This is a genomic window from Aerococcaceae bacterium zg-252 (genome assembly GCA_016237705.1).
In the GTDB taxonomy this organism is placed as follows: Bacteria; Bacillota; Bacilli; order Lactobacillales; family Aerococcaceae; genus Globicatella; species Globicatella yangjingiae.
This window is the reverse complement of sequence record CP066204.1, coordinates 561,079-580,721: the sequence shown is the minus strand read 5'-3', so window position 1 is coordinate 580,721 and position 19,643 is coordinate 561,079. Positions and strand designations below refer to the sequence as shown.

Sequence of the window (19,643 nt, the reverse complement as noted above, 5' to 3'; positions counted from 1 at the left end):
AGCACTTCAAGATTTCTGCGAAGTGGACGTCAAGCCAATCCGAACGAGTCGTTATACAAATTGTGCGACAACGTGCGTTTAGAAATGAATCACTGGAAGAAGTCGCTGTCGTGCGTGCAACGCACAAAAGAGACTTCTGAAGTGGACGTCATTTCTGCTCGTTGGAACCCGTTATACAAATTGTATGAGTAATGAATTACTGGAACAGAATAGTATCATCATGACTTCCATACCGTTGCACAACATTAGGAGCCAATCGAAACGACTAGCTCCTAAAATAGTTAAATCTATATTTTGACGTTTTCCAATAATTACCCAATTAATGAACCATTTGGTGCATCATCTGGTGCAAATAATAGACTTAATCCGTCTTCTTTCTCAGCTGACAAAATCATTCCTTGACTGAGTAAGCCCATCATCTTACGTGGTTTTAAGTTCGCTACAATCGTTACTTTACGACCCACTAATGCTTTGTAATCAGGATAATATTTCGCAATACCTGATAAGATTTGACGATGTCCTTTATCACCAGCATCCAATCGGAAACGTAATAATTTATTCGAACCTTTAACTGGCTCAACATCAATTACCTCTGCCACTTTTAATTCTGTTTGGATAAACTGGTCAAACTCCACATGTTCCACTTCATGATGTACTAATTCCGTTGCAGCAGGATCCCAATTTGGATCATCAACCGTTAAATTTTCACTCGCCGTTGACTTAGAAAATCCAGCTTTCATTTGTGCTTGAATATATTCCACTTCAACCTCTACTTCTAAGCGTGGGAAAATCGGCTCACCTTTTTTAATGACAGTCACATTTGCTGGATATTGTCCCCAAACTAAATCATTTAATGGACGTTCAAGTTCTGATTCAATTCCTAATTGTGCCAAAATTTTTCCAGGTGCTTGAGTCATAAACGGACGTAAAATCAACGCAGTAATACGTAATGCTTCTGCTAAATGATACATGACAGAACGTAATTGTGGTGTGGCTGCTTCTTCTTTTGCTAATACCCATGGCGTTGTTTCATCAATATACTTATTCGCACGTGAAACAATTTTCATCGCATGGTCGAGTGCCGTATTGAACGATAGTGTATCCATTGCTTGATGATAATCCTTTAAGGCTTGCTCAACATAGGATTCAAATGCAGAATCCACTTCATTTTCACCTAGTTCGCTCGTTGGAACTTCACCATTGAAATACTTATTCATCATCGCAACTGTACGATTGAGTAAGTTTCCTAAATCATTGGCTAATTCAAAGTTAACACGATTGACAAAATCTTCTGGTGTAAAAATCGAATCATTTCCTTGGCTCATTTCACGTAATAAGTAAAAACGTGTTGCATCTAAACCATAACGTTCAATCAATTGATGTGGATAAACTGTGTTCCCTTTTGACTTAGACATTTTACCGTCTTTCATCAACATCCAACCATGTGCATAGATTTGTTGTGGTAATGGTAAGCCTAAAGCCATTAACATTGTTGGCCAATAAATCATATGGAAACGACTAATATCTTTTCCGATGATATGAACATTTGCTGGCCAGAATTTTTCAAAATTTGTCGTATCTTCGCTACCGTAGCCTAAAGCGGTAATATAGTTCGTCAACGCATCAATCCAAACATAGACAACATGTTTAGGATCACTTTTTACTGGAACTCCCCATGAAAATGTTGTTCGAGATACGGCTAAATCTTCCAACCCAGGTTTGATGAAATTATTAATCATTTCATTTTTACGAAATTCCGGCATAATAAAATTCGGATGTTCTTCATAGTAAGCAACAAGACGGTCTGCGTATTTACTCATACGGAAGAAATACGATTCTTCTTTCACTAATTGCACTTCATGACCACTTGGTGCCACTCCACCAATCATATTGCCGTCAGCATCACGATAAACTTCAGCTAACTGGCTCTCAGTGAAAAATTCTTCATCGCTGACAGAATACCAACCTTGGTACTCACCTAAATAAATGTCACCTTGCTCCAATAATTGCTCAAAAATTTGTTGCACAGCCGTTTCATGATAATCATCAGTCGTACGAATAAAATGATTATTCGAAATTTCTAAATCTTCCCATAATTTTTTGATGATGTCAGCCATGCCGTCCACATATGATTTCGGAGTTAAACCTAATTCAGCTGCTTTAGTTTCAATTTTTTGACCATGCTCGTCCGTTCCAGTTAAGAAAAAGACATCATATCCCATTAAACGTTTATAGCGTGCTGCTGCATCAGCTGCTAATGTCGAATAAGCATTTCCGATATGAAGATTTCCACTTGGATAATAAATAGGTGTTGTAATATAATAAGTTGGTTTTGTTTGATTGGTCACAGATGAGTGCCCCTTTCATAATAAATTTTGCTTTATTGTGGCTATTATAGCACATATCACAATGTCTTTGAATGGTTTTAATCGTCATTGTATCAGAATTAGTTACATAACTCAATACAAAAAAGCATAAAGCAACTAATCTCATCTCCACCTCGAAAATCGAACTGTCCAATGATGATTAGTTTTCTTTATGCTCATCAAGATTAATTTAAACTTGTGATATATTGATATGCCATATGTCCTGCATGACTACCGTCACCTACTGCTGTCGCAATTTGGCGTAAATGCGTATTACGCACATCACCAACAGCAAAAATACCAGGAATCGCTGTTGCCATTTGAGTATCCGTTACAATCCAACCCTCGTCATCAGTAATGCCTAAGTTAGCCACAACGCTTGAATTTGGAATTAAGCCGACATAAATAAAAGCACCGTCAGCTGCTAATTCACTTGTTTCTTCCGTTTTTAGATTTCGTAATGAAATACTTTCAACTTTGTCTTCACCATTGATTGATTCCACAACAGAGTCCCAAACAAATTCAATTTTCTCATTAGCAAATGCACGTTCTTGCAACACTTTTTGTGCACGTAATGCATCACGGCGATGAATAATCGTCACTTTTTCAGCAAATTGTGTTAAATACGAACCTTCTTCTACTGCAGAATCGCCACCACCAACAACGACAACGTGCTTACCTCTAAAGAAGAAACCGTCGCATACTGCACAGTAAGATACACCACGTCCAGATAATTCTTCTTCTCCAGGCACTCCTAATTTACGATGATGAGAACCTGTCGCTACAATCACAACTTTTGCTTCATAAATTACCTTAGAGGTATGAACCAAGCGTGTCAAGCCATCAATTTCAAGTTGTTCCACATTACCATAAACTAATTCAGCACCAAAAGCCATCGCACTTTCATAAAAATGATTTGCTAATTCAGGCCCACTAATCAGTTTAAAACCAGGATAATTTTCAACATCAGCGGTATTATTAACTTCACCACCCGGCATACCTTTTTCAATAATCACTGTCTTTAAATTAGCACGTGAAGCATATAATGCTGCCGTTAATCCACCAGGTCCGGCACCAATGACCACTACATCAACTTTAATTTGTTCTTTCTCTGACATATTTTTCACTTCTTCCTTATTCACTTTATATGACTTAATTGAAACTGATTATATGATTATTTTAACACAGGTATTTAAATTTTAATTAAAATTTGCTCACAGACTAATGTTCCTGTAAAGAGGCCTCCCGTTTACCCTCTCGTGCCATTAATTGTTCAATCGCTTCACGCACATCGGTATTTTGATATAGAACAGCATAAATTGCTTGCGTAATCGGTAAGTCAACCTGTTCTTTTTGAGCTAATTCATAAGCAACTTCTGTAGTCGCAATCCCCTCAACTACCATATCGATTTCTACTTCAACTTCATCTTTTTTCTTGCCTTGTGCTAAAAGATTCCCTGCTTGCCAATTACGTGAGTGAGGACTGGTACATGTTACCACTAAATCACCGACACCACTCAATCCTAAAAAAGTTAAAGGATCAGCACCTAATTTAACACCTAAACGTGTAATTTCTGCCAAACCACGTGTCACCAAACCCGCTTTCGCATTATCACCATAACCGAGACCTACTAAAATACCTGCACCTAATGCAATAATATTTTTCAAGGCTGCACCTAACTCAACACCAACAATGTCTTGATTCGTATAAACTCTGAAATAATGATTCATAAACACATCTTGGACGCTTTTTGCTGCTTCAAGCTTATCGCTCGCTGCCGTAATGGTCGTTAAATCTTGTCTTGCGACTTCTTCTGCATGACTTGGCCCTGATAACACCACCACCGACTGATACAATTCTGCCGATACGACTTCTTTTATCACTTGGCTCATGCGTAAATGCGTATGTGGCTCAAGCCCTTTCGTTGCATGGACAATAATCGGTTGATTATTGCAATCTTTTAATAAAATAGCCACTTGTTCCATAACACTACGCATCGCATGCGTTGGTACGACCACTAAAATCATCTGAGCTTCCTCTAAACATGATTTTAAATCTGTTGTTGCTGCAATCGAATCCGGCAAAATCATGTTTTTTAAATATCTTGTATTGGTATGTTGATGATTAATTTCATCAACGGCTGCTATTTCTCGTCCCCAAATGATGACTTCATGTTGATTTTCTGCTAAAACTTTTGCTAAAGCAGTTCCCCATGAACCAGAACCTAATACTGCTATTTTCATACGCACCTCCATTTTCTAATCCATTATCACTTCGCTACATAATAAGGAATATTGATATTTTTTCGTCGTTTGATAATAAAAATAATTGAAACAATAACAAAGGCCATCGCCACCCATTGTGAAATACGCAATGGCCCTAAATATAAACTATCGGTACGCATACCCTCAATCACGATTCTACCTAAGCCATACCATAATAAATACCCAGCTGCAACGTCGCCTTGTTTCAAAGTATTCGGTCTTTTTCGTATCCACAATAAGAGAATGACACCTGTCGCACTCCACAATGATTCATATAAGAAAGTGGGGTGATGATAAACACCCTCAATATTCATTTGTTCAATTATCATATTCGGCAAATGCAATCGTGTTAAAAAGTCACGTGACACTTCGTATCCGTATGCCTCTTGATTCATAAAATTTCCCCAACGACCAATCGACTGAGCCATTAGAACCGCCGGTGCTACCACATCTAAAGTTGTAATAAGTGGAAAGCTGTAACGTTTCGTTAAAAAATAAAGTGCCATTAACCCAGCTAAAACTCCCCCATAAATCGCAATACCACCTTGCCAAATACTAATAATCTGTTCTGGGTGCATAAGGTAATAATCTAAACGGAACAGGACATAATACAAGCGTGCACCAATGAACCCAATAATAATCGTCCAAAAAATAATATCCGACATAGTATCTAAATCCAATTGTTGACGCTTGGCTTCTCGCTGAATCATCGAATATGCGATGACAATACCGAAACCAATAATAATACCGTACCAATGAACTGGCCAACCAAATAATCGAAAGGCAATTGGTGACAGTTTTGCTAAACTATACACATTCATGTTCTACCTCTATATTCGGTTACGGCGAATTAACTCATCTAATTTCTTATTAAAGGCATCAGTTGCATTATAGCCCAATGAGTTTGCTCTAAAGTTCATCGCAGCAGACTCAATAACTGACGCTAAATTTCGACCTGTTTTAACAGGGATACGAACTTTCGGTACTAATACATCGAAAATTTGTTCTGTTTCACGACCAGAACCTAAACGGTCATATTCAACTGTTCCGTCATCTAATACTAAATCAATAATTAATTCGAGTCGTTTTGAACGACGGATAGCTGATACCCCATATAAATTCATAACATCAATAATTCCTAGACCACGAATTTCTAATAAGTTTTGTAAAATTTCTGGTGCTTCCCCAATAAGTGTCAATTCATCAATCATAAACAATTCCACTCGGTCATCGGCAATTAAACGATGTCCACGTTGCACTAATTCTAAGGCAGTTTCAGATTTTCCAACACCACTTGAACCGATTAATAGAACACCCATACCAAATACTTCAACAAATACCCCATGCCGTGACAAACGTTCTGCCAAACGCCCCTCTAAATAATTGGTAATATTAGCATGCACACGACTTGTTTTTGATCTTGATCCTAAAATTGGAATTTGCATACGTTCTGCAATTGGAAACACTTCTTCTGGAACAGGCTCAGAATGCGTAAAAATAATCGCTGGTGTTTCCGGTTGTAAAATACGATCAAAAATAATCGAACGTTCCTTAGACGTCTGTGCTAATAAAAAACGCATTTCAGTTCGGCCAATCAATTGAATACGAGCAGATTGATAATATTCAATATAGCCGTTCAATACTAAACCTGGTCGTGATACTTCACTAACGGATACTTTTCGCTCACCGAATTCTTCACCAAATAAATACTCAATATTTAATGTTTTGACAATCTCATTAATTGTAACTGTATTGTTCATACTACTCCTCCACTACTCGTTTTTAATCCTACTTTAAAAACTTAATTTACATCTGATTTGATACTAACATAATTCAATCAATTCGGCTAGCTTTTGAGTAAATTCTAACTATAAGATAGTGTGTTGTCGCCCACTTCAGAATACTTATTATTCTACTAGGTTTGGAGTTGTTCAATACAAAAAAATCCATTCTTAACGTTACTTTCCGTCGCTAAGAATGGATTTATATATTGAATATTAAAAGTCACTCCAAGAGTCATCTTCTTGTGGTGTCACATCTTTAGGTGCTTGTGTTGGTTTAACATCACCAAAGATATTGCGTTGATTTGCTGAGGTTTCTTCTTTGCGATAAACATAACCATCGCCTCGTTTTACTTGATAATCATAAGGTAATAAAATACCTAATAAAACATATGGCCAAAAACCAAAACTAAATGTGAACAATGCAATTGCAAAACCTAAGCGTATCAAAGTTGAGTCAACATTAAAGTATTCAGCAAGTCCACCACAGACACCCATAATTTTTTTATCAGTTGAAGATTTGTATAATTTTCTATTCACAGTCTTTCCCCCTCGTAAATCCAGTTTGCTTAAGTTACTAAATATATATATCAAAAATAGGAATATCCAAAAATAATTTCTCATTAATAATCCTTCTTTCTAATTCTAGTGTGCTTTAATTGGCTTGATAATCATCGCTCACACTATGTTATTACTGGGCATTACTCCATTTTATAATTGCCCACATCAATAAATATAGCCCTAACCCAGCACCTCTGCCGACTGCTAATAGAACAAATAGTAATCGCACAATCAATGGGTCGATTCCGAAATATTCAGCTAGACCCCCACAAACACCTAGAATATATTTTTGATTTGATAATCTTAATTTTTTCATCTTTTGCACCTCTATATTTTACTACATACTGTCTTTTAAGTATACATCTCCGAATGCTGATTTAATTTCTAATTTCACCAATGGTGCTTGCTCATGTAAGTAGCGTTCCATATGGTGTCCATTTTTATAAAATTCAACATTGCTCATACGGTGATGAAACTCACCCATTGAATTACTGTAATCAACTTCTAAATTCATCGCTTGTGGTAATGCGACTTTAACATCACCTGATACCGTTGATTTCAAATTCAATTTCGCCTCAGCTAAATCTTCTTTAGTTAGATAAATATCACCATTTAAAGTTTCAACCGTTGTATTGCCAATTACTCCACGATAACGGAAATCACCATTTAATGATTTGCTAGCTAAATCGCTAATAGTCGAATCTTCAACTAATACATCGCCGTTCAATCCGTCAATAGCAACATAATTCGCTACTACTTCTTCAAGGTCTATATCACCATTTTTACTATCCACAATCAACTCATCTACTTGAATTGATGATAATTCAATATCACCGTTTAATGATTTAATTTTGATTTCACGCCAAGCACTCTCCTCTGGCACTTTAATAACGACATCGCATGCCATGCGTGCATCGGTTACATGGAATAATAAACGGTCATCAGTCGCATCAATAGTATTCAATGTTTCAAATTGTTCAATAGTAGCAATATCATCTTTTCCGAAGAAACGAATATCTGCCTCTACAATCACTTTGCCGTTATAATCTTCTACATCATCGTCATAAGTCTCTACTGTAATATCGCCATTTACTATGGAAACATCTAATTGTGTAGTTTCTTTTAAATCATACTCAAACTCATGTGTAAGTTGAGTTGTTTTTATTCCTGGGATACTCACGTTAATATTTTTCAAATCGAAATTAGCAGCAATATCTTTAAAGTAATCTACCACTGTACGTTGAATATTACGTCCTTCTTTTCCAGCTTCACGAGCTGATGATTTCACTTGTGCTGTAGTAGAATCAACGATATTTTTAACTTGCTCTTTTGAAGATTCCACAATATTTCTGACTTGTTCTTTTGATGATTCCACAATGTTTTTAACTTGCTCTTTCGAATATTGTTTCATCGTTGATTTGTGCTCTTTAAGCTCTTGATGTAATTCATCAATTTCGTTTGTTAATTGATTAATTTTAGCATTTAATGTTTCTTTTTGAGCTATCATCTCATCAGTTAATTCATCTAATTCTTCAAAAATTTCAATTTCTCTCAAACGTTGTTTTGCAATGACCTTTGCCTCGCTTTTTTTCTCAAGCTGCTCGTTCAATTCTGCGATACGTTGCATGATTTGTCTCTCATCACTTTCAGCCGTTTGTTTTACTTCCACTTCTTCTGGCAGTTGAATTTCCGATTCAATCGCTGCTTGTGCTTTTTGATACTCCTCAGCAAATTCAGAAACTTCTGATTCCATTGCTTGTTCAGCTGCTGCCTCTAGTAATTTTAATGCCTCGTCTATTGTAATCACATTTTGTCTTACTAATTCAATAATACGTTCTTTATGGGTCATGATAAGTTCCTCCTAAATCTGTTTTGCTCTACACTCTTATTATGCCAACAATTGAAACTAAAAACATAGGTCTAGGGGCTGATATTTAATCTGATTATTTCATTTAACTTTAAAATATGCTTAAAAAGCAGTGCTACCATACCGAGCACTGCTGAAATTTTAAAATTTACTGTAATATTTTAGCCAAATATTGTCCAGTGTAACTACCTTTTACTTTGGCAACTTCTTCCGGCGTACCTGTCGCAATGACACGTCCACCACCGACACCACCCTCAGGCCCCATATCGATAATATAATCAGCTGTTTTAATCACATCTAAATTATGTTCGATAATGACTACCGTATTGCCGGATTCAACTAAACGATTAATTACTTCTAATAATCGCTTAATATCATGTGGGTGCAACCCAGTTGTTGGCTCATCTAAAATATAAAAAGTATTACCTGTTGACACCCGTTGTAACTCAGACGCTAATTTCATTCGTTGGGCCTCGCCACCGGACAAAGTAGTAGCAGATTGCCCTAATGTCACATAGCCTAAACCAACATCTAATAATGTTTGTAATTTACGAGCGATTTTAGGTTGTGCTGCAAAAAATTCAACGGCATCTTCAACCGTCATCTCTAATACTTCAGCTATATTTTTCCCTTTAAAACGGACTTCTAATGTTTCAGAATTATAACGTTTACCATGACACACTTCACACGGCACATAGACATCTGGTAAAAAGTGCATTTCAATTTTATTAATACCACCACCGGAACACGCCTCACAGCGTCCACCTTTAACATTAAAACTAAAGCGACCTTTTGTATAACCATGTAATTTCGCATCATTCGTTTGGGCAAACAAATCACGAATATCATCAAAAACACCTGTATACGTTGCTGGATTTGAACGTGGTGTACGACCAATTGGACTTTGGTCAATATCAATCATTTTATCAAGCGATTCAAATCCCTCAATCGACTCAAATTCTCCCGGTCGTTCTTTCGTACTAGTTAATCGTTGTGCCAATGCTATTTTCAAAATTGCGTTAACTAAACTACTTTTACCTGATCCTGATACTCCAGTAACACAGGTTAATCGTCCGATTGGAAAGGCAACATCAACCGACTGCAAATTATTGTGAGCAGCTCCTTTAATCGTCACCCAACCCTTGTCTTCACTGCGACGTGATGTCGGTATTTCAATTTTTTCCTTTCCGGATAAATATTTCCCTGTAAGTGAGTGTTTATTTTTCATCACTTGCTTAGGAGTCCCAGCAGCAATCACTTCACCACCATGCACACCGGCACCTGGCCCCATATCAATAAGGTAATCAGCTTCCAACATCGTTTCTTCATCATGTTCCACCACTATTAAAGTATTACCTAAATCACGCATTTTATGTAAAGATTCTATCAAGCGTGCATTATCACGTTGATGTAAACCAATAGACGGCTCATCAAGAATATATAAAACTCCACTCAAGTTTGAACCTATTTGTGTCGCTAAACGAATCCGTTGTGCCTCCCCACCTGAAAGAGAGCCTGCCACACGATCCATGGTTAAATAATCTAATCCCACATTATTTAAAAAGGTTAAGCGATCACCAATTTCTTTAATTATCGGTGTCGCAATCATTTCTTTTGCAGGAGAAAACGTCAATTCTTTTACATAATGCAGTGCATCAGCAATAGATAATTCCGTAAATTCAGCAATATTTTTTTCTCCGACATAAACTGATAATGCTTTGTCATTTAAACGGTGTCCATGACAAGTGGGACACTTTAATTCGTGCATATACTGCGTCATTACTTCACGTGTATAATCGGAACTTGTTTCATTGTAACGGCGTTCCACATTATTGACGACCCCTTCAAATTGCGTTTCAACTGTGCGTGATTTACCACCACTCATCATCGGTGTATAAGTAAAGTCAAAAATCGCATCTGGCCCACCATATTTCAAGACATCTTGATGTTCTTTTGATAATTCTTGATACGGCACATCCATTGGAATACCATAACTTTTCGCAAATTGCTCTAACATTGACGGATAGTAATTTGAACTAATCGGATTCCATGGTGCAAATGCTCCTTGTTCAAGAGTCAAAGTCGTATCCGGAATAATTAATGACTCATCTACCGTCAAACGAGAGCCTAATCCGTCACAACTTGGACAAGCTCCAAATGGTGCATTAAATGAGAACAAGCGTGGTTGTAGTTCTTCGACAGTAAAGTCACAATGTGGACAAGCATAATGTTCATTAAAGTAAAGAGTTTCGCCGTCGATAATATCAACAACTAGGTATCCTTCTGAAAAACGCAATGCCGTTTCAACCGAGTCAAATAAACGTGAGCGAATATCTTCTTTAATTACAATTCGGTCAACCACTACTTCAATTGTATGTTTATGCGTCTTTGATAATTCAGGTACTTCACTAATATCATAAATTTCACCGTCAACTCGTACACGCACAAAACCGTCTTTGGAAATACGCTCCAAAATCTTTTTATGTTGTCCTTTTTGGTCACGCACTGCTGGACTCAGCAATTGAATGCGAGTTCGTTCTGGCAATTCCAATAAGCGATCAACCATTTGTTCTGGCGACTGACGTTCAATCGGCACATGGTGATTCGGACAGTACGGAGTTCCTACACGAGCATATAATAGACGTAAAAAATCATTAATTTCCGTCGCTGTTCCGACTGTTGAACGTGGATTGTGACTTGTTGTCTTTTGGTCAATCGAAATAGCTGGACTTAGACCCTCAATCGAATCGACATCCGGTTTATCCATATTGCCTAAAAATTGACGTGCATATGCCGATAAACTTTCCACATAACGACGTTGCCCTTCAGCATATAAAGTATCAAAGGCTAATGAACTCTTCCCTGAGCCTGATAAACCTGTGACGACCACTAATTGATCTCGTGGTATTTCTAAATCAATATTTTTTAAATTGTGCGAACGTGCACCTTTTATAATTATTTTATCTTTTGCCATTAAACAGGCTCCTCTCGTGTACAATACTCGTTAATAGTATATTAAATTTAATAAAAACTCAATAAATAAGCCTAAAAGCACCACACTTTCTCATAACAAAAAGAGCCGTGGTTGCCCTCGACTCTTCTGATTTCTCATTATTCTTCCGTACTTCTTTGCATTTCTTGTTCAACAGTTGCTTCTAATGTAATGGTAATTTCTTGTTGTTGACCATTTCGTAAAATGGTAGCTGTAATTTTATCACCAATGCGATGTTTGTATAATATTTGACGTAATGAAATCAAATCATTCACTTTCTCACCGTCAATAGCCGTAATCACATCGTACTGTTGTAAACCAGCATTCGCTGCTGAACTATTTGGAGCTACCTCTGCAATAACAACTCCCTCTTCAGCATCTTCAGCAAGATTTAAAATTTCTGTTTTTGAACGGACAGACAATTTACTAACTGGATAGACACCACTCACACCTAGTACTGGGCGAATCACTTTACCGTTAGTTTCTAACTGCTCAATTACTTTTTTCACTTCATTACTTGGAATCGCAAAGCCCATACCCTCTACGGATACCGTTGAAAACTTACTTGAGTTAATTCCGATTAATTGACCGTCTTTATTGACTAATGCCCCACCGGAGTTACCAGGGTTAATCGCAGCATCTGTTTGAATAACATTCATTTCCCAATCTTTTTCACCGTCACCGTCAATATCAAATGGTAAAATACGGTTAACACCTGATACAATCCCTTGTGTCACCGAACCAGCATATTCAGTTCCTAAAGGTGAACCAATCGCAATGGCTAATGAACCTACTTTTAATTTGTCAGTGTCAGCAAATTTCACACTTGTTTTTGCATGTTCTGAACTGATTTTCAATACAGCCAAATCAGTGAAAACATCAGAACCTACTAATTCAGCATCCACTTTTGTTCCGTCAGCTGTCGTTACTTCTAATTTAGCAGCACCTTCAACCACATGATGATTCGTTACCACATAAGCTGTATCTCCGTCTACACGATACACAACCCCACTACCTGTTCCAGCAACTTCAAGCGATTCATCTGGGTCACCTAAATCAATATCGCCACTCTCACTATACCAATTACCAAAACCTCTGCCACCAAATGCTGTAGTTTCATTTGCAACAGCTCTTTTTAAATTACTAACCGATACGACCGCATCACTCGCTGTTTCAACGGCACCAACAATCGCACTCTCAAAATCCGTTAAAGTTTGTGAACTTTCAGACTCTGCTTGAGCCACTTTACTATCTAGCTTTGTCAATCCTCCACTAAAAAATGCAAACACTGTTAACGCAATAATTAAGATACTTCCAAAAATACTTTTCCAAAACATTGTACGATTTTTCTCTTTTTGATTCATTGTTATTACCCCTTTTCTTAATAATTCGTACACTAAGTAATGCTATTTACTTACTGACTATATATAAACATGCGAACTTAAATTCGAATTAAAATATTTTTTTATTAAATGATTTTTATCCGATTCATTACTGAATGTCTTTATTTTAAAATAGTAATGTGAATTATTTTCGAAAATTGTATTAAATTTATCCATTGTGTTAACAAACGCATTTCCTATCCTCTACTAGAGATACATCATTGGTGTAGCAACCGACGGGTCGGTCATATGTAAATGGAATGCTTCCCCAACTCCCATTTCTCTTGCAGTTAAGGTTGAGTGCATCGTCGACATCGCCAATTCCTTAGTATTATTATCTTGACTTAAATGCCCCAAATATATTTGTTTGGTTTGGTTCCCAATCATATCCACCATAGCTAAAGCACCGGCTTCATTACTCAAATGCCCCTTGTCACCTAAAATACGTTGTTTTAATGACCAAGGATATTGCCCATAGCGTAACATTTCCACTTCATGATTACTTTCAATCAAATAAGCCGTCGCATTCTTTAATTGGCTGCGAAGACGGTCACTCACATAACCTGTATCCGTTAACATCACAAATTGCTTATCTCCTTTTTGAAAGGCATAAAATTGTGGTTGTGCTGCATCATGGCTCACATTATAGCTTAAAATATCCAAATCTCCCAAAGTCAATAATTGGTCTGGTTCAATGTATCGACGATTTTCCATTGGAATTGCACCGATATGATTTTCCATTGCTAACCACGTCATGCGATTGGCATAGACTGGTAAATTATATTTGCGTGCTAAAACTCCGACACCTAAAATATGATCCTTATGTTCATGGGTTACAAATAAAGCGTCAACTTGAGTTAAATCACGATTAATTTGTTCCATTAAACTTTGAATTTTTTTCCCACTCAATCCAGCATCAATTAATACACGCTGCTTATCTGTTTCTACATAAGTACAATTACCAGAACTTCCACTTGCAAGTACCGAAAATCGTAACTTATCTATAGTCTGTTCACTCACTCTATCATCACTTTCTACTTATAAACTATTTTATATCTTAAAAAATGGGGTGTCGTTTGAAACGTCACCCCGAACTCATTGCCAAACTGATTAATGGCTGAGTCTCTTAAAATCCACCTGCTCCAGAGCCACCACCAGAGCCACCTGAACTACCGCCACTAAAGCCACCACCAAAACCACCAGAGTTGGTGCCGCTATATTTGACAGGAGCTGGTTGACTAGCTCGTACAGAATTTTGAATGGATTGATTCATTACTCGGGTGAATAAGTAAGGATTATTGTAGAATCCACCACCCACATGCATTTCTTGTAACTCAAACGGTCTAAATTGTATTTTCATCGCTTCGATAACACGGTCAGCAACTCCTAATGCAATCGCATAAACTAAGTATTCTTCCCATAAATCTAATGACCCAATTTCACGCATTTTAAAATTACCAATGTCATTCAACATATTTCTAAAGCCTGTCCATTCTTGAATCCGTCTATCCTGCTCTGCCGTACGAATCGGTCGCATCAGTATAAGTATAAATGCAATACCATTTGCCACAAAGCAAATCACTCCTACCAGTAAAATCACCGGTAAATAGGCTGCGTATTTTGTGTATTCAATAAGGGATAAAATAAAAATCACGATTACTGGTATCGCTATTAAACTAATACTAGCCAATGTACTAGCAATTTGTTGTTGCGAATCACTACCACGTAATTTCAGCCCACGTATTTGCGTAAAATTCGTAAACGATGTCCAAAGTTTATATTGTTTTTTCGCAACAGATTTACTTTTCGCTGCACTCTCTTCTAACGCTTGTAATGTTGTCGGATTTCCATTCGGTAAAACATAATTCAGTGCATATTTTTCATGTTTTTGTAAAGTATCACTTTGAGCATATTTCGCACCTTGTTCAATATAAATCGTTGTACTTTCACCATGAGAAAAAAGCCCACGTTTTTCCTTAGCAATTTCAGTTAATTTCAAATACCCTTTGCGAGCCAAATCGACAATTGTGGCACTCAAATCATCAGTCGTCGGTTTCGTTCTAAAAACGGAAGTTGCCATAATTGCTGGTGTAATATCTTCCGGCAAAGTATAAATATGTTTAGGTAATTTAACTGGATTTGGATTTAAGCGTCGTTTACGGGATAAATAATAATACCATACGCCAATCGTTGATATAGGGAACAGCAATGTAAGAATCCCTACACCAAATCGTTTCCAGCCTAAACTTGTTTCATATTGTTGACGGTCTTTTTCTACTTGACCATTTTCTCGTTCGATAATTTCTGCTTTTTTATTCACTTGTCGGCGATTTTTATTATTTGGCGTCAAAGCCGTTGGGAAAATAATATCTGCTTCCACAAATTGATTTGGTGGATTGTTTGGAACGGTTAACTTCACCGCACTTTTCCCTTGATAGTCAATTAAGGATAATTCACCTTGTGGTGCACCATGTGCCCATGCACGAAAATCATCAGGAGTTTGAACTTTCCCTGGCAATACGATGACTGCTTCCACATCAAGATATTCATCTGTATTCGTACCAACAATTTTTCGATTAAATTCAGCCGTATCCGAAAAATTTGTCACTAAATCACCAATCGTGTATTCCACTACAAAGGTCACTTTCTTCTTACTAGTTGGATAAAATACTTTAAATTGATAAAATTCATTCGATGCCATTAATTGAAATGTTTCGGGATTTCCAGTAGCATTCTCCTCAAAATAACTAATCTCTCCAGTATCAGAATCCATTACTCCAATCCGATAATCTAAAACATTGTATCCTGTCCTATCTAGATTAAAATACATCCCATTCATGTATGTTATATCATAGGTCAATTTATCAGTAAATTTGACACTTCCGTCTGTACTAATTTCGCCTAAAATTGACTGATTCGTAATATCAAATTCCGTTTCTTGAGCTGAAACGGACATCGGTAAAAATAAACAGAGTAACAATAACAAACTAAGCCATTTTTTCTTCATCATCAACGCTCCCCTTGTTCATTTACACGATTGGAAAAACAACACATAAGCTAAACCAATTGTCTTGTACTTCCACCGTCATATTTCCATTGTACTTTTTTGCAATATATTGAATGTTTTTCAAACCATATCCATGATTGTCTTGGTCTTGACTTATTGCGACATGACATCTCAAACATCAAACCTATAATCTACCTAATTTGAGATATCATTAACTATACATACATTATACAACAAAATAAAAGTCAGGACAAAAGAGATTCCTGACTTCTAGATTTATATACCATTTAATTTCACTTCAAAAACGTTAATTATTGATAGCCACCCACACGACGTAATGCTTTATAAACTTGATTCGCTACCCATATTGCCGGCTTTGTTTTGCGTGTCGTCATTTGCCCAAACAAACCTTTTTTAATATATTTATAGGCAAACAGATTATTTTCTTCAAGATATTGCCACAACTGATTACGTTTCTCAATTGCGTCAACATCACCCATTCGGTTTAATAAAGCACTTGAAATATTCGTAACAATTTCTAAATGCTTTAATAAATAGCGTTGCTGATTAGGATGAAGTTCTTGCTGGAAATCACAGCTATCAATCAATAGACGATTGACTTTTAATTGTTGGTCAATCCGTTTCATCATCACTTTTTCATTAATTGATTGATCATCTCGCCCAATGAAATAACGATAAAAATCAACATCTAAATAATACATTTTATTCAATTGTGACAATGGTTCATAAACAAATAAATTATCCACATAAAATGTATGTTCCGGCAATTCAAATCCCATTGCCTTTAGTGCTTGTGTCCGATAAATAATCGCATGCATCATGATGTATTTCCCTGTTGGAAATGCTCGTGTTTCATTCCAATCAAATATTTTTGCCTGTGGAAAAATTGAACGGTATTGAATAATTTTTTTGACTTCTTCATCTTCTTGTTCATAAACATAGTTAGTGAAGAATACATCTACCGTTTCCTGATTGTTTTCTAATTTTTGCAAGTGCCATAGAACTTGTTCTAATGCTTCTTGATTCAACCAATCATCACTGTCTAACACTTTGAAATATTTCCCCGTAGCGTGTGCCAAACCTGTATTTACTGCTCCACCATGCCCTTTATTGTCCTGATGAATGGCTTTTACAATATGTGGAAATCTTGTTTCATAGTTTTGTGCAATTCCTAGTGTATTGTCACTTGATCCATCGTTGACTACCAATAATTCTACTCGATCATCATTTAGAATAGTTACTGATTCAATCGCATTTGCTAAATACTCTTGAGAATTGTAACTTGGTACAACAATTGATAATAATTTCATATGCTTTCCTTTCCGTAATAAAACGAGATTTAGTCATCCCTTTTTAATACTCTATGGCATTTCAAGGTTTTTTCATCGTTTCTTGATAAATCTAACTCTCCTAATATACCATAATAAACTCTCTGCCCAATCACTTTTACTATTAAAATATCTGTTACTATTCTATCAAAAAACTCTGGATATGCAATAAGATGTCTTGCCTAATGTTTCTCCTTTCAGGTATATGCTTGATATTTCATACGCTTTATTACTCCTATATATTATTATAAATGATTAGACAATTAGTTAAAAATTCAACCTTTCTAACCCTATTCTCTGACTTTATTGTCATGATAACATGACGAAATAAAACCGTAACGTATCAATGCAAATTTGGTATCGTTCACTGCATTTTCTGTCTTTTTCATCACTTTTAGCATATAATAGAATTAAAGCACTAGAAATTTTATTATTACAAATGAAAGTAGGGTTACGATTATGGAATATCAACGACTTAATAATCAAATTATTGTACGTTTTAATCGTGGTGATTGGTTAATGGAAAATCTCATTGCATTAGCAAAAAAAGAGAACATTCAAGCTGGTTATATGAGTGGTATTGGGGCATTTGATATCGCACAACTCAATTTCTTCTTTTGGGAATTACAAAATTATAAGACAACAGAGTTTGAAGAAGAATTTGAAGTTCTATCCTTAAATGGTAATTTCTCAATGAATGACGGTGATCCACTTATTCATTTACACACAACATTAGGACGCTCTGATTACTCTACAATTGGTGGGCATCTAAAAGACGCTCGTGTCAGCATTACTTTAGAATTATTCATTGATGTATTAGATACTAGTCTTACACGTCAATCGGTTGAACATATTCAAAACTTTAAGCAGATTTCGTGGGAGAATTAAAACTCCTACTATAAAAACACAAATCGTGCGAAATTTAGTTACTTTTTCGCACGATTTTTTATTCTAAATTTAAGCACAATCTGAAAATATATAACATCTGATTTATTTAATAAACCGATTCAATATTTCGTCCTTACTCTCTTCTAAATTAAAAGAACATTCTATCGATGTTGATGGATTTGAACTATGAAAAACGTATTTTTTGGAATCTTTCGTTGCAAAAATAATAATCTCTGTCGCCTTTGAATTAACAAAACATTCAATTAGTTCAAAAGGTTCTCCCTCACCTACCGTATAGCTGTACCAATGAAAAGCAACTTGCTTTCCTTTATAAAAAGCATTACTCAATAAGAAACCTGGAACTCCACTCCAACTACCATAAATATCAGAATCTACCGGAGAAGTTTTCCAAAATAATTCATCATGTGCACGCTGATAATCAAACATAACACTTAAAATCGAATTATCTGACGCTCTTTTTACCTGTTCTACATCTTCCCGCACTCTATTCGAATTATATGGTATAGTTCCACTATTATTATCACTATCTGGTGTATAATTATATACTCCACAATTCGTAGAAGTAATAATTGATAGGAGTACCAAATAATTAGTCAAAAATCTCATAAAAACTCCCCCACTCTATTTCTTCATATTTTACTTTTGCATTATAAATATACTCAAAAATTATTCCAAAAATTCATTTAGTACAGAATCCGTACTCTCTCGTAACTCAAACATTTTCCCACTTGGTGCACTAGTACTTTGAAAAACGTATTTCTCTTTACCTTTCTTCGCAAAAATAATGATTTCTGTCCCATACTTATTAACAAAGCATTCGATTAATTCAAACGTTTCGCCTTTTCCTATCGTATAACCACACCATTGAAAAGATACTTGCTCTCCGTCACAGTAAGCATTGCTTAATAATTCATTAGGGACTTTCATATTATAAAAATAGTCCTCGTTTGCTGGAGAAGTCCTTAAAAACATTTGATTATTTTTTTGATAACTAAACATAATCCTCGTAATCGAATTGAATGCTGCTGTTTTGAGCTTTTCTACATTCTCACTACTATCATTCACATTACACGAATGAACTTCTTCTTTTTTGGCACTGGGTAAACCACACCCCGATAAAGTAATAATTGATAAGAGTATCAAATATTTAGTCAACACTTTCAT

Annotated in this window: 17 protein-coding genes; 1 reads left to right on the top strand and 16 read right to left on the bottom strand. The window is 36.0% G+C overall.

Annotation, left to right across the window (positions count from 1 at the left end; all coding sequences use genetic code 11):
• Positions 1-311: 311 nt before the first annotated feature.
• From metG to JDW14_02675, 14 genes are all read right to left on the bottom strand, one after another.
• Complete coding sequence (metG, locus tag JDW14_02740) at positions 312-2,348, bottom strand: methionine--tRNA ligase (GenBank protein ID QQD66058.1); 2,037 nt, start codon at positions 2,346-2,348, stop codon at positions 312-314.
• Between the two features lie 203 nt (positions 2,349-2,551).
• Positions 2,552-3,484, bottom strand: a complete 933-nt coding sequence (trxB, locus tag JDW14_02735) for a thioredoxin-disulfide reductase (GenBank protein QQD66057.1) — start codon at positions 3,482-3,484, stop codon at positions 2,552-2,554.
• A gap of 103 nt (positions 3,485-3,587) precedes the next feature.
• The gene (locus JDW14_02730) at positions 3,588-4,610 is read right to left on the bottom strand and encodes an NAD(P)H-dependent glycerol-3-phosphate dehydrogenase (protein QQD66056.1); all 1,023 of its coding nucleotides are present in this window, start codon (positions 4,608-4,610) and stop codon (positions 3,588-3,590) included.
• Positions 4,611-4,636: 26 nt separating this feature from the next.
• Positions 4,637-5,452 (bottom strand): prolipoprotein diacylglyceryl transferase, encoded by an 816-nt coding sequence (locus JDW14_02725; protein QQD66055.1) that lies wholly within the window; start codon positions 5,450-5,452, stop codon positions 4,637-4,639.
• Between the two features lie 9 nt (positions 5,453-5,461).
• Positions 5,462-6,391, bottom strand: a complete 930-nt coding sequence (locus JDW14_02720) for an HPr kinase/phosphorylase (GenBank protein ID QQD66054.1) — start codon at positions 6,389-6,391, stop codon at positions 5,462-5,464.
• A gap of 237 nt (positions 6,392-6,628) precedes the next feature.
• Entirely contained in the window at positions 6,629-7,036 is a 408-nt protein-coding gene (locus JDW14_02715) for a PspC domain-containing protein (GenBank protein QQD66053.1), read from the bottom strand.
• Positions 7,037-7,103: 67 nt separating this feature from the next.
• Positions 7,104-7,289 carry a PspC domain-containing protein gene (locus JDW14_02710; protein QQD66052.1) on the bottom strand — a complete coding sequence of 62 codons (186 nt, stop codon included), beginning with the start codon at positions 7,287-7,289 and terminating at the stop codon, positions 7,104-7,106.
• Positions 7,290-7,310: 21 nt separating this feature from the next.
• Positions 7,311-8,822, bottom strand: coding sequence for a DUF4097 family beta strand repeat protein (locus JDW14_02705; protein ID QQD66051.1), 1,512 nt, complete (start codon positions 8,820-8,822; stop codon positions 7,311-7,313).
• Positions 8,823-8,988: 166 nt separating this feature from the next.
• Positions 8,989-11,814 carry an excinuclease ABC subunit UvrA gene (gene uvrA / locus JDW14_02700; GenBank protein QQD66050.1) on the bottom strand — a complete coding sequence of 942 codons (2,826 nt, stop codon included), beginning with the start codon at positions 11,812-11,814 and terminating at the stop codon, positions 8,989-8,991.
• Between the two features lie 137 nt (positions 11,815-11,951).
• Positions 11,952-13,196: a trypsin-like peptidase domain-containing protein gene (locus JDW14_02695; GenBank protein QQD66049.1), complete on the bottom strand. Its 1,245-nt coding sequence runs from the start codon at positions 13,194-13,196 to the stop codon at positions 11,952-11,954.
• A 225-nt stretch (positions 13,197-13,421) separates the two neighbouring features.
• Complete coding sequence (locus JDW14_02690) at positions 13,422-14,219, bottom strand: MBL fold metallo-hydrolase (protein QQD66481.1); 798 nt, start codon at positions 14,217-14,219, stop codon at positions 13,422-13,424.
• Between the two features lie 121 nt (positions 14,220-14,340).
• Positions 14,341-16,224: a DUF2207 domain-containing protein gene (locus JDW14_02685; protein ID QQD66048.1), complete on the bottom strand. Its 1,884-nt coding sequence runs from the start codon at positions 16,222-16,224 to the stop codon at positions 14,341-14,343.
• A gap of 19 nt (positions 16,225-16,243) precedes the next feature.
• Positions 16,244-16,396 carry a GHKL domain-containing protein gene (locus JDW14_02680; GenBank protein QQD66047.1) on the bottom strand — a complete coding sequence of 51 codons (153 nt, stop codon included), beginning with the start codon at positions 16,394-16,396 and terminating at the stop codon, positions 16,244-16,246.
• Between the two features lie 136 nt (positions 16,397-16,532).
• Positions 16,533-17,552 carry a glycosyltransferase gene (locus JDW14_02675; protein ID QQD66046.1) on the bottom strand — a complete coding sequence of 340 codons (1,020 nt, stop codon included), beginning with the start codon at positions 17,550-17,552 and terminating at the stop codon, positions 16,533-16,535.
• Between the two features lie 477 nt (positions 17,553-18,029).
• Here JDW14_02675 and JDW14_02670 point away from each other — a divergent pair, with 477 nt between their 5' ends.
• On the top strand, positions 18,030-18,458 hold the full coding sequence (locus JDW14_02670) for a DUF296 domain-containing protein (GenBank protein QQD66045.1): 429 nt from the start codon (positions 18,030-18,032) through the stop codon (positions 18,456-18,458).
• A gap of 102 nt (positions 18,459-18,560) precedes the next feature.
• Here JDW14_02670 and JDW14_02665 read toward each other — a convergent pair whose 3' ends face one another.
• Positions 18,561-19,085, bottom strand: a complete 525-nt coding sequence (locus tag JDW14_02665; protein ID QQD66044.1) for a hypothetical protein — start codon at positions 19,083-19,085, stop codon at positions 18,561-18,563.
• Positions 19,086-19,145: 60 nt separating this feature from the next.
• Positions 19,146-19,643 (bottom strand): hypothetical protein, encoded by a 498-nt coding sequence (locus JDW14_02660; GenBank protein ID QQD66043.1) that lies wholly within the window; start codon positions 19,641-19,643, stop codon positions 19,146-19,148.

Bases quoted from the DNA above. Each gene is read 5' to 3' on its own strand.
- trxB (QQD66057.1), bottom strand. From the start codon at position 3,484: ATGTCAGAGAAAGAACAAATTAAAGTTGATGTAGTGGTCATTGGTGCC.
- JDW14_02730 (QQD66056.1), bottom strand. From the start codon at position 4,610: ATGAAAATAGCAGTATTAGGTTCTGGTTCATGGGGAACTGCTTTAGCA.
- JDW14_02725 (QQD66055.1), bottom strand. From the start codon at position 5,452: ATGAATGTGTATAGTTTAGCAAAACTGTCACCAATTGCCTTTCGATTA.
- JDW14_02720 (QQD66054.1), bottom strand. From the start codon at position 6,391: ATGAACAATACAGTTACAATTAATGAGATTGTCAAAACATTAAATATT.
- JDW14_02715 (QQD66053.1), bottom strand. From the start codon at position 7,036: ATGAGAAATTATTTTTGGATATTCCTATTTTTGATATATATATTTAGT.
- JDW14_02710 (QQD66052.1), bottom strand. From the start codon at position 7,289: ATGAAAAAATTAAGATTATCAAATCAAAAATATATTCTAGGTGTTTGT.
- JDW14_02705 (QQD66051.1), bottom strand. From the start codon at position 8,822: ATGACCCATAAAGAACGTATTATTGAATTAGTAAGACAAAATGTGATT.
- uvrA (QQD66050.1), bottom strand. From the start codon at position 11,814: ATGGCAAAAGATAAAATAATTATAAAAGGTGCACGTTCGCACAATTTA.
- JDW14_02695 (QQD66049.1), bottom strand. From the start codon at position 13,196: ATGAATCAAAAAGAGAAAAATCGTACAATGTTTTGGAAAAGTATTTTT.
- JDW14_02685 (QQD66048.1), bottom strand. From the start codon at position 16,224: ATGATGAAGAAAAAATGGCTTAGTTTGTTATTGTTACTCTGTTTATTT.
- JDW14_02675 (QQD66046.1), bottom strand. From the start codon at position 17,552: ATGAAATTATTATCAATTGTTGTACCAAGTTACAATTCTCAAGAGTAT.
- JDW14_02670 (QQD66045.1), top strand. From the start codon at position 18,030: ATGGAATATCAACGACTTAATAATCAAATTATTGTACGTTTTAATCGT.
- JDW14_02665 (QQD66044.1), bottom strand. From the start codon at position 19,085: ATGAGATTTTTGACTAATTATTTGGTACTCCTATCAATTATTACTTCT.
- JDW14_02660 (QQD66043.1), bottom strand. From the start codon at position 19,643: ATGAAAGTGTTGACTAAATATTTGATACTCTTATCAATTATTACTTTA.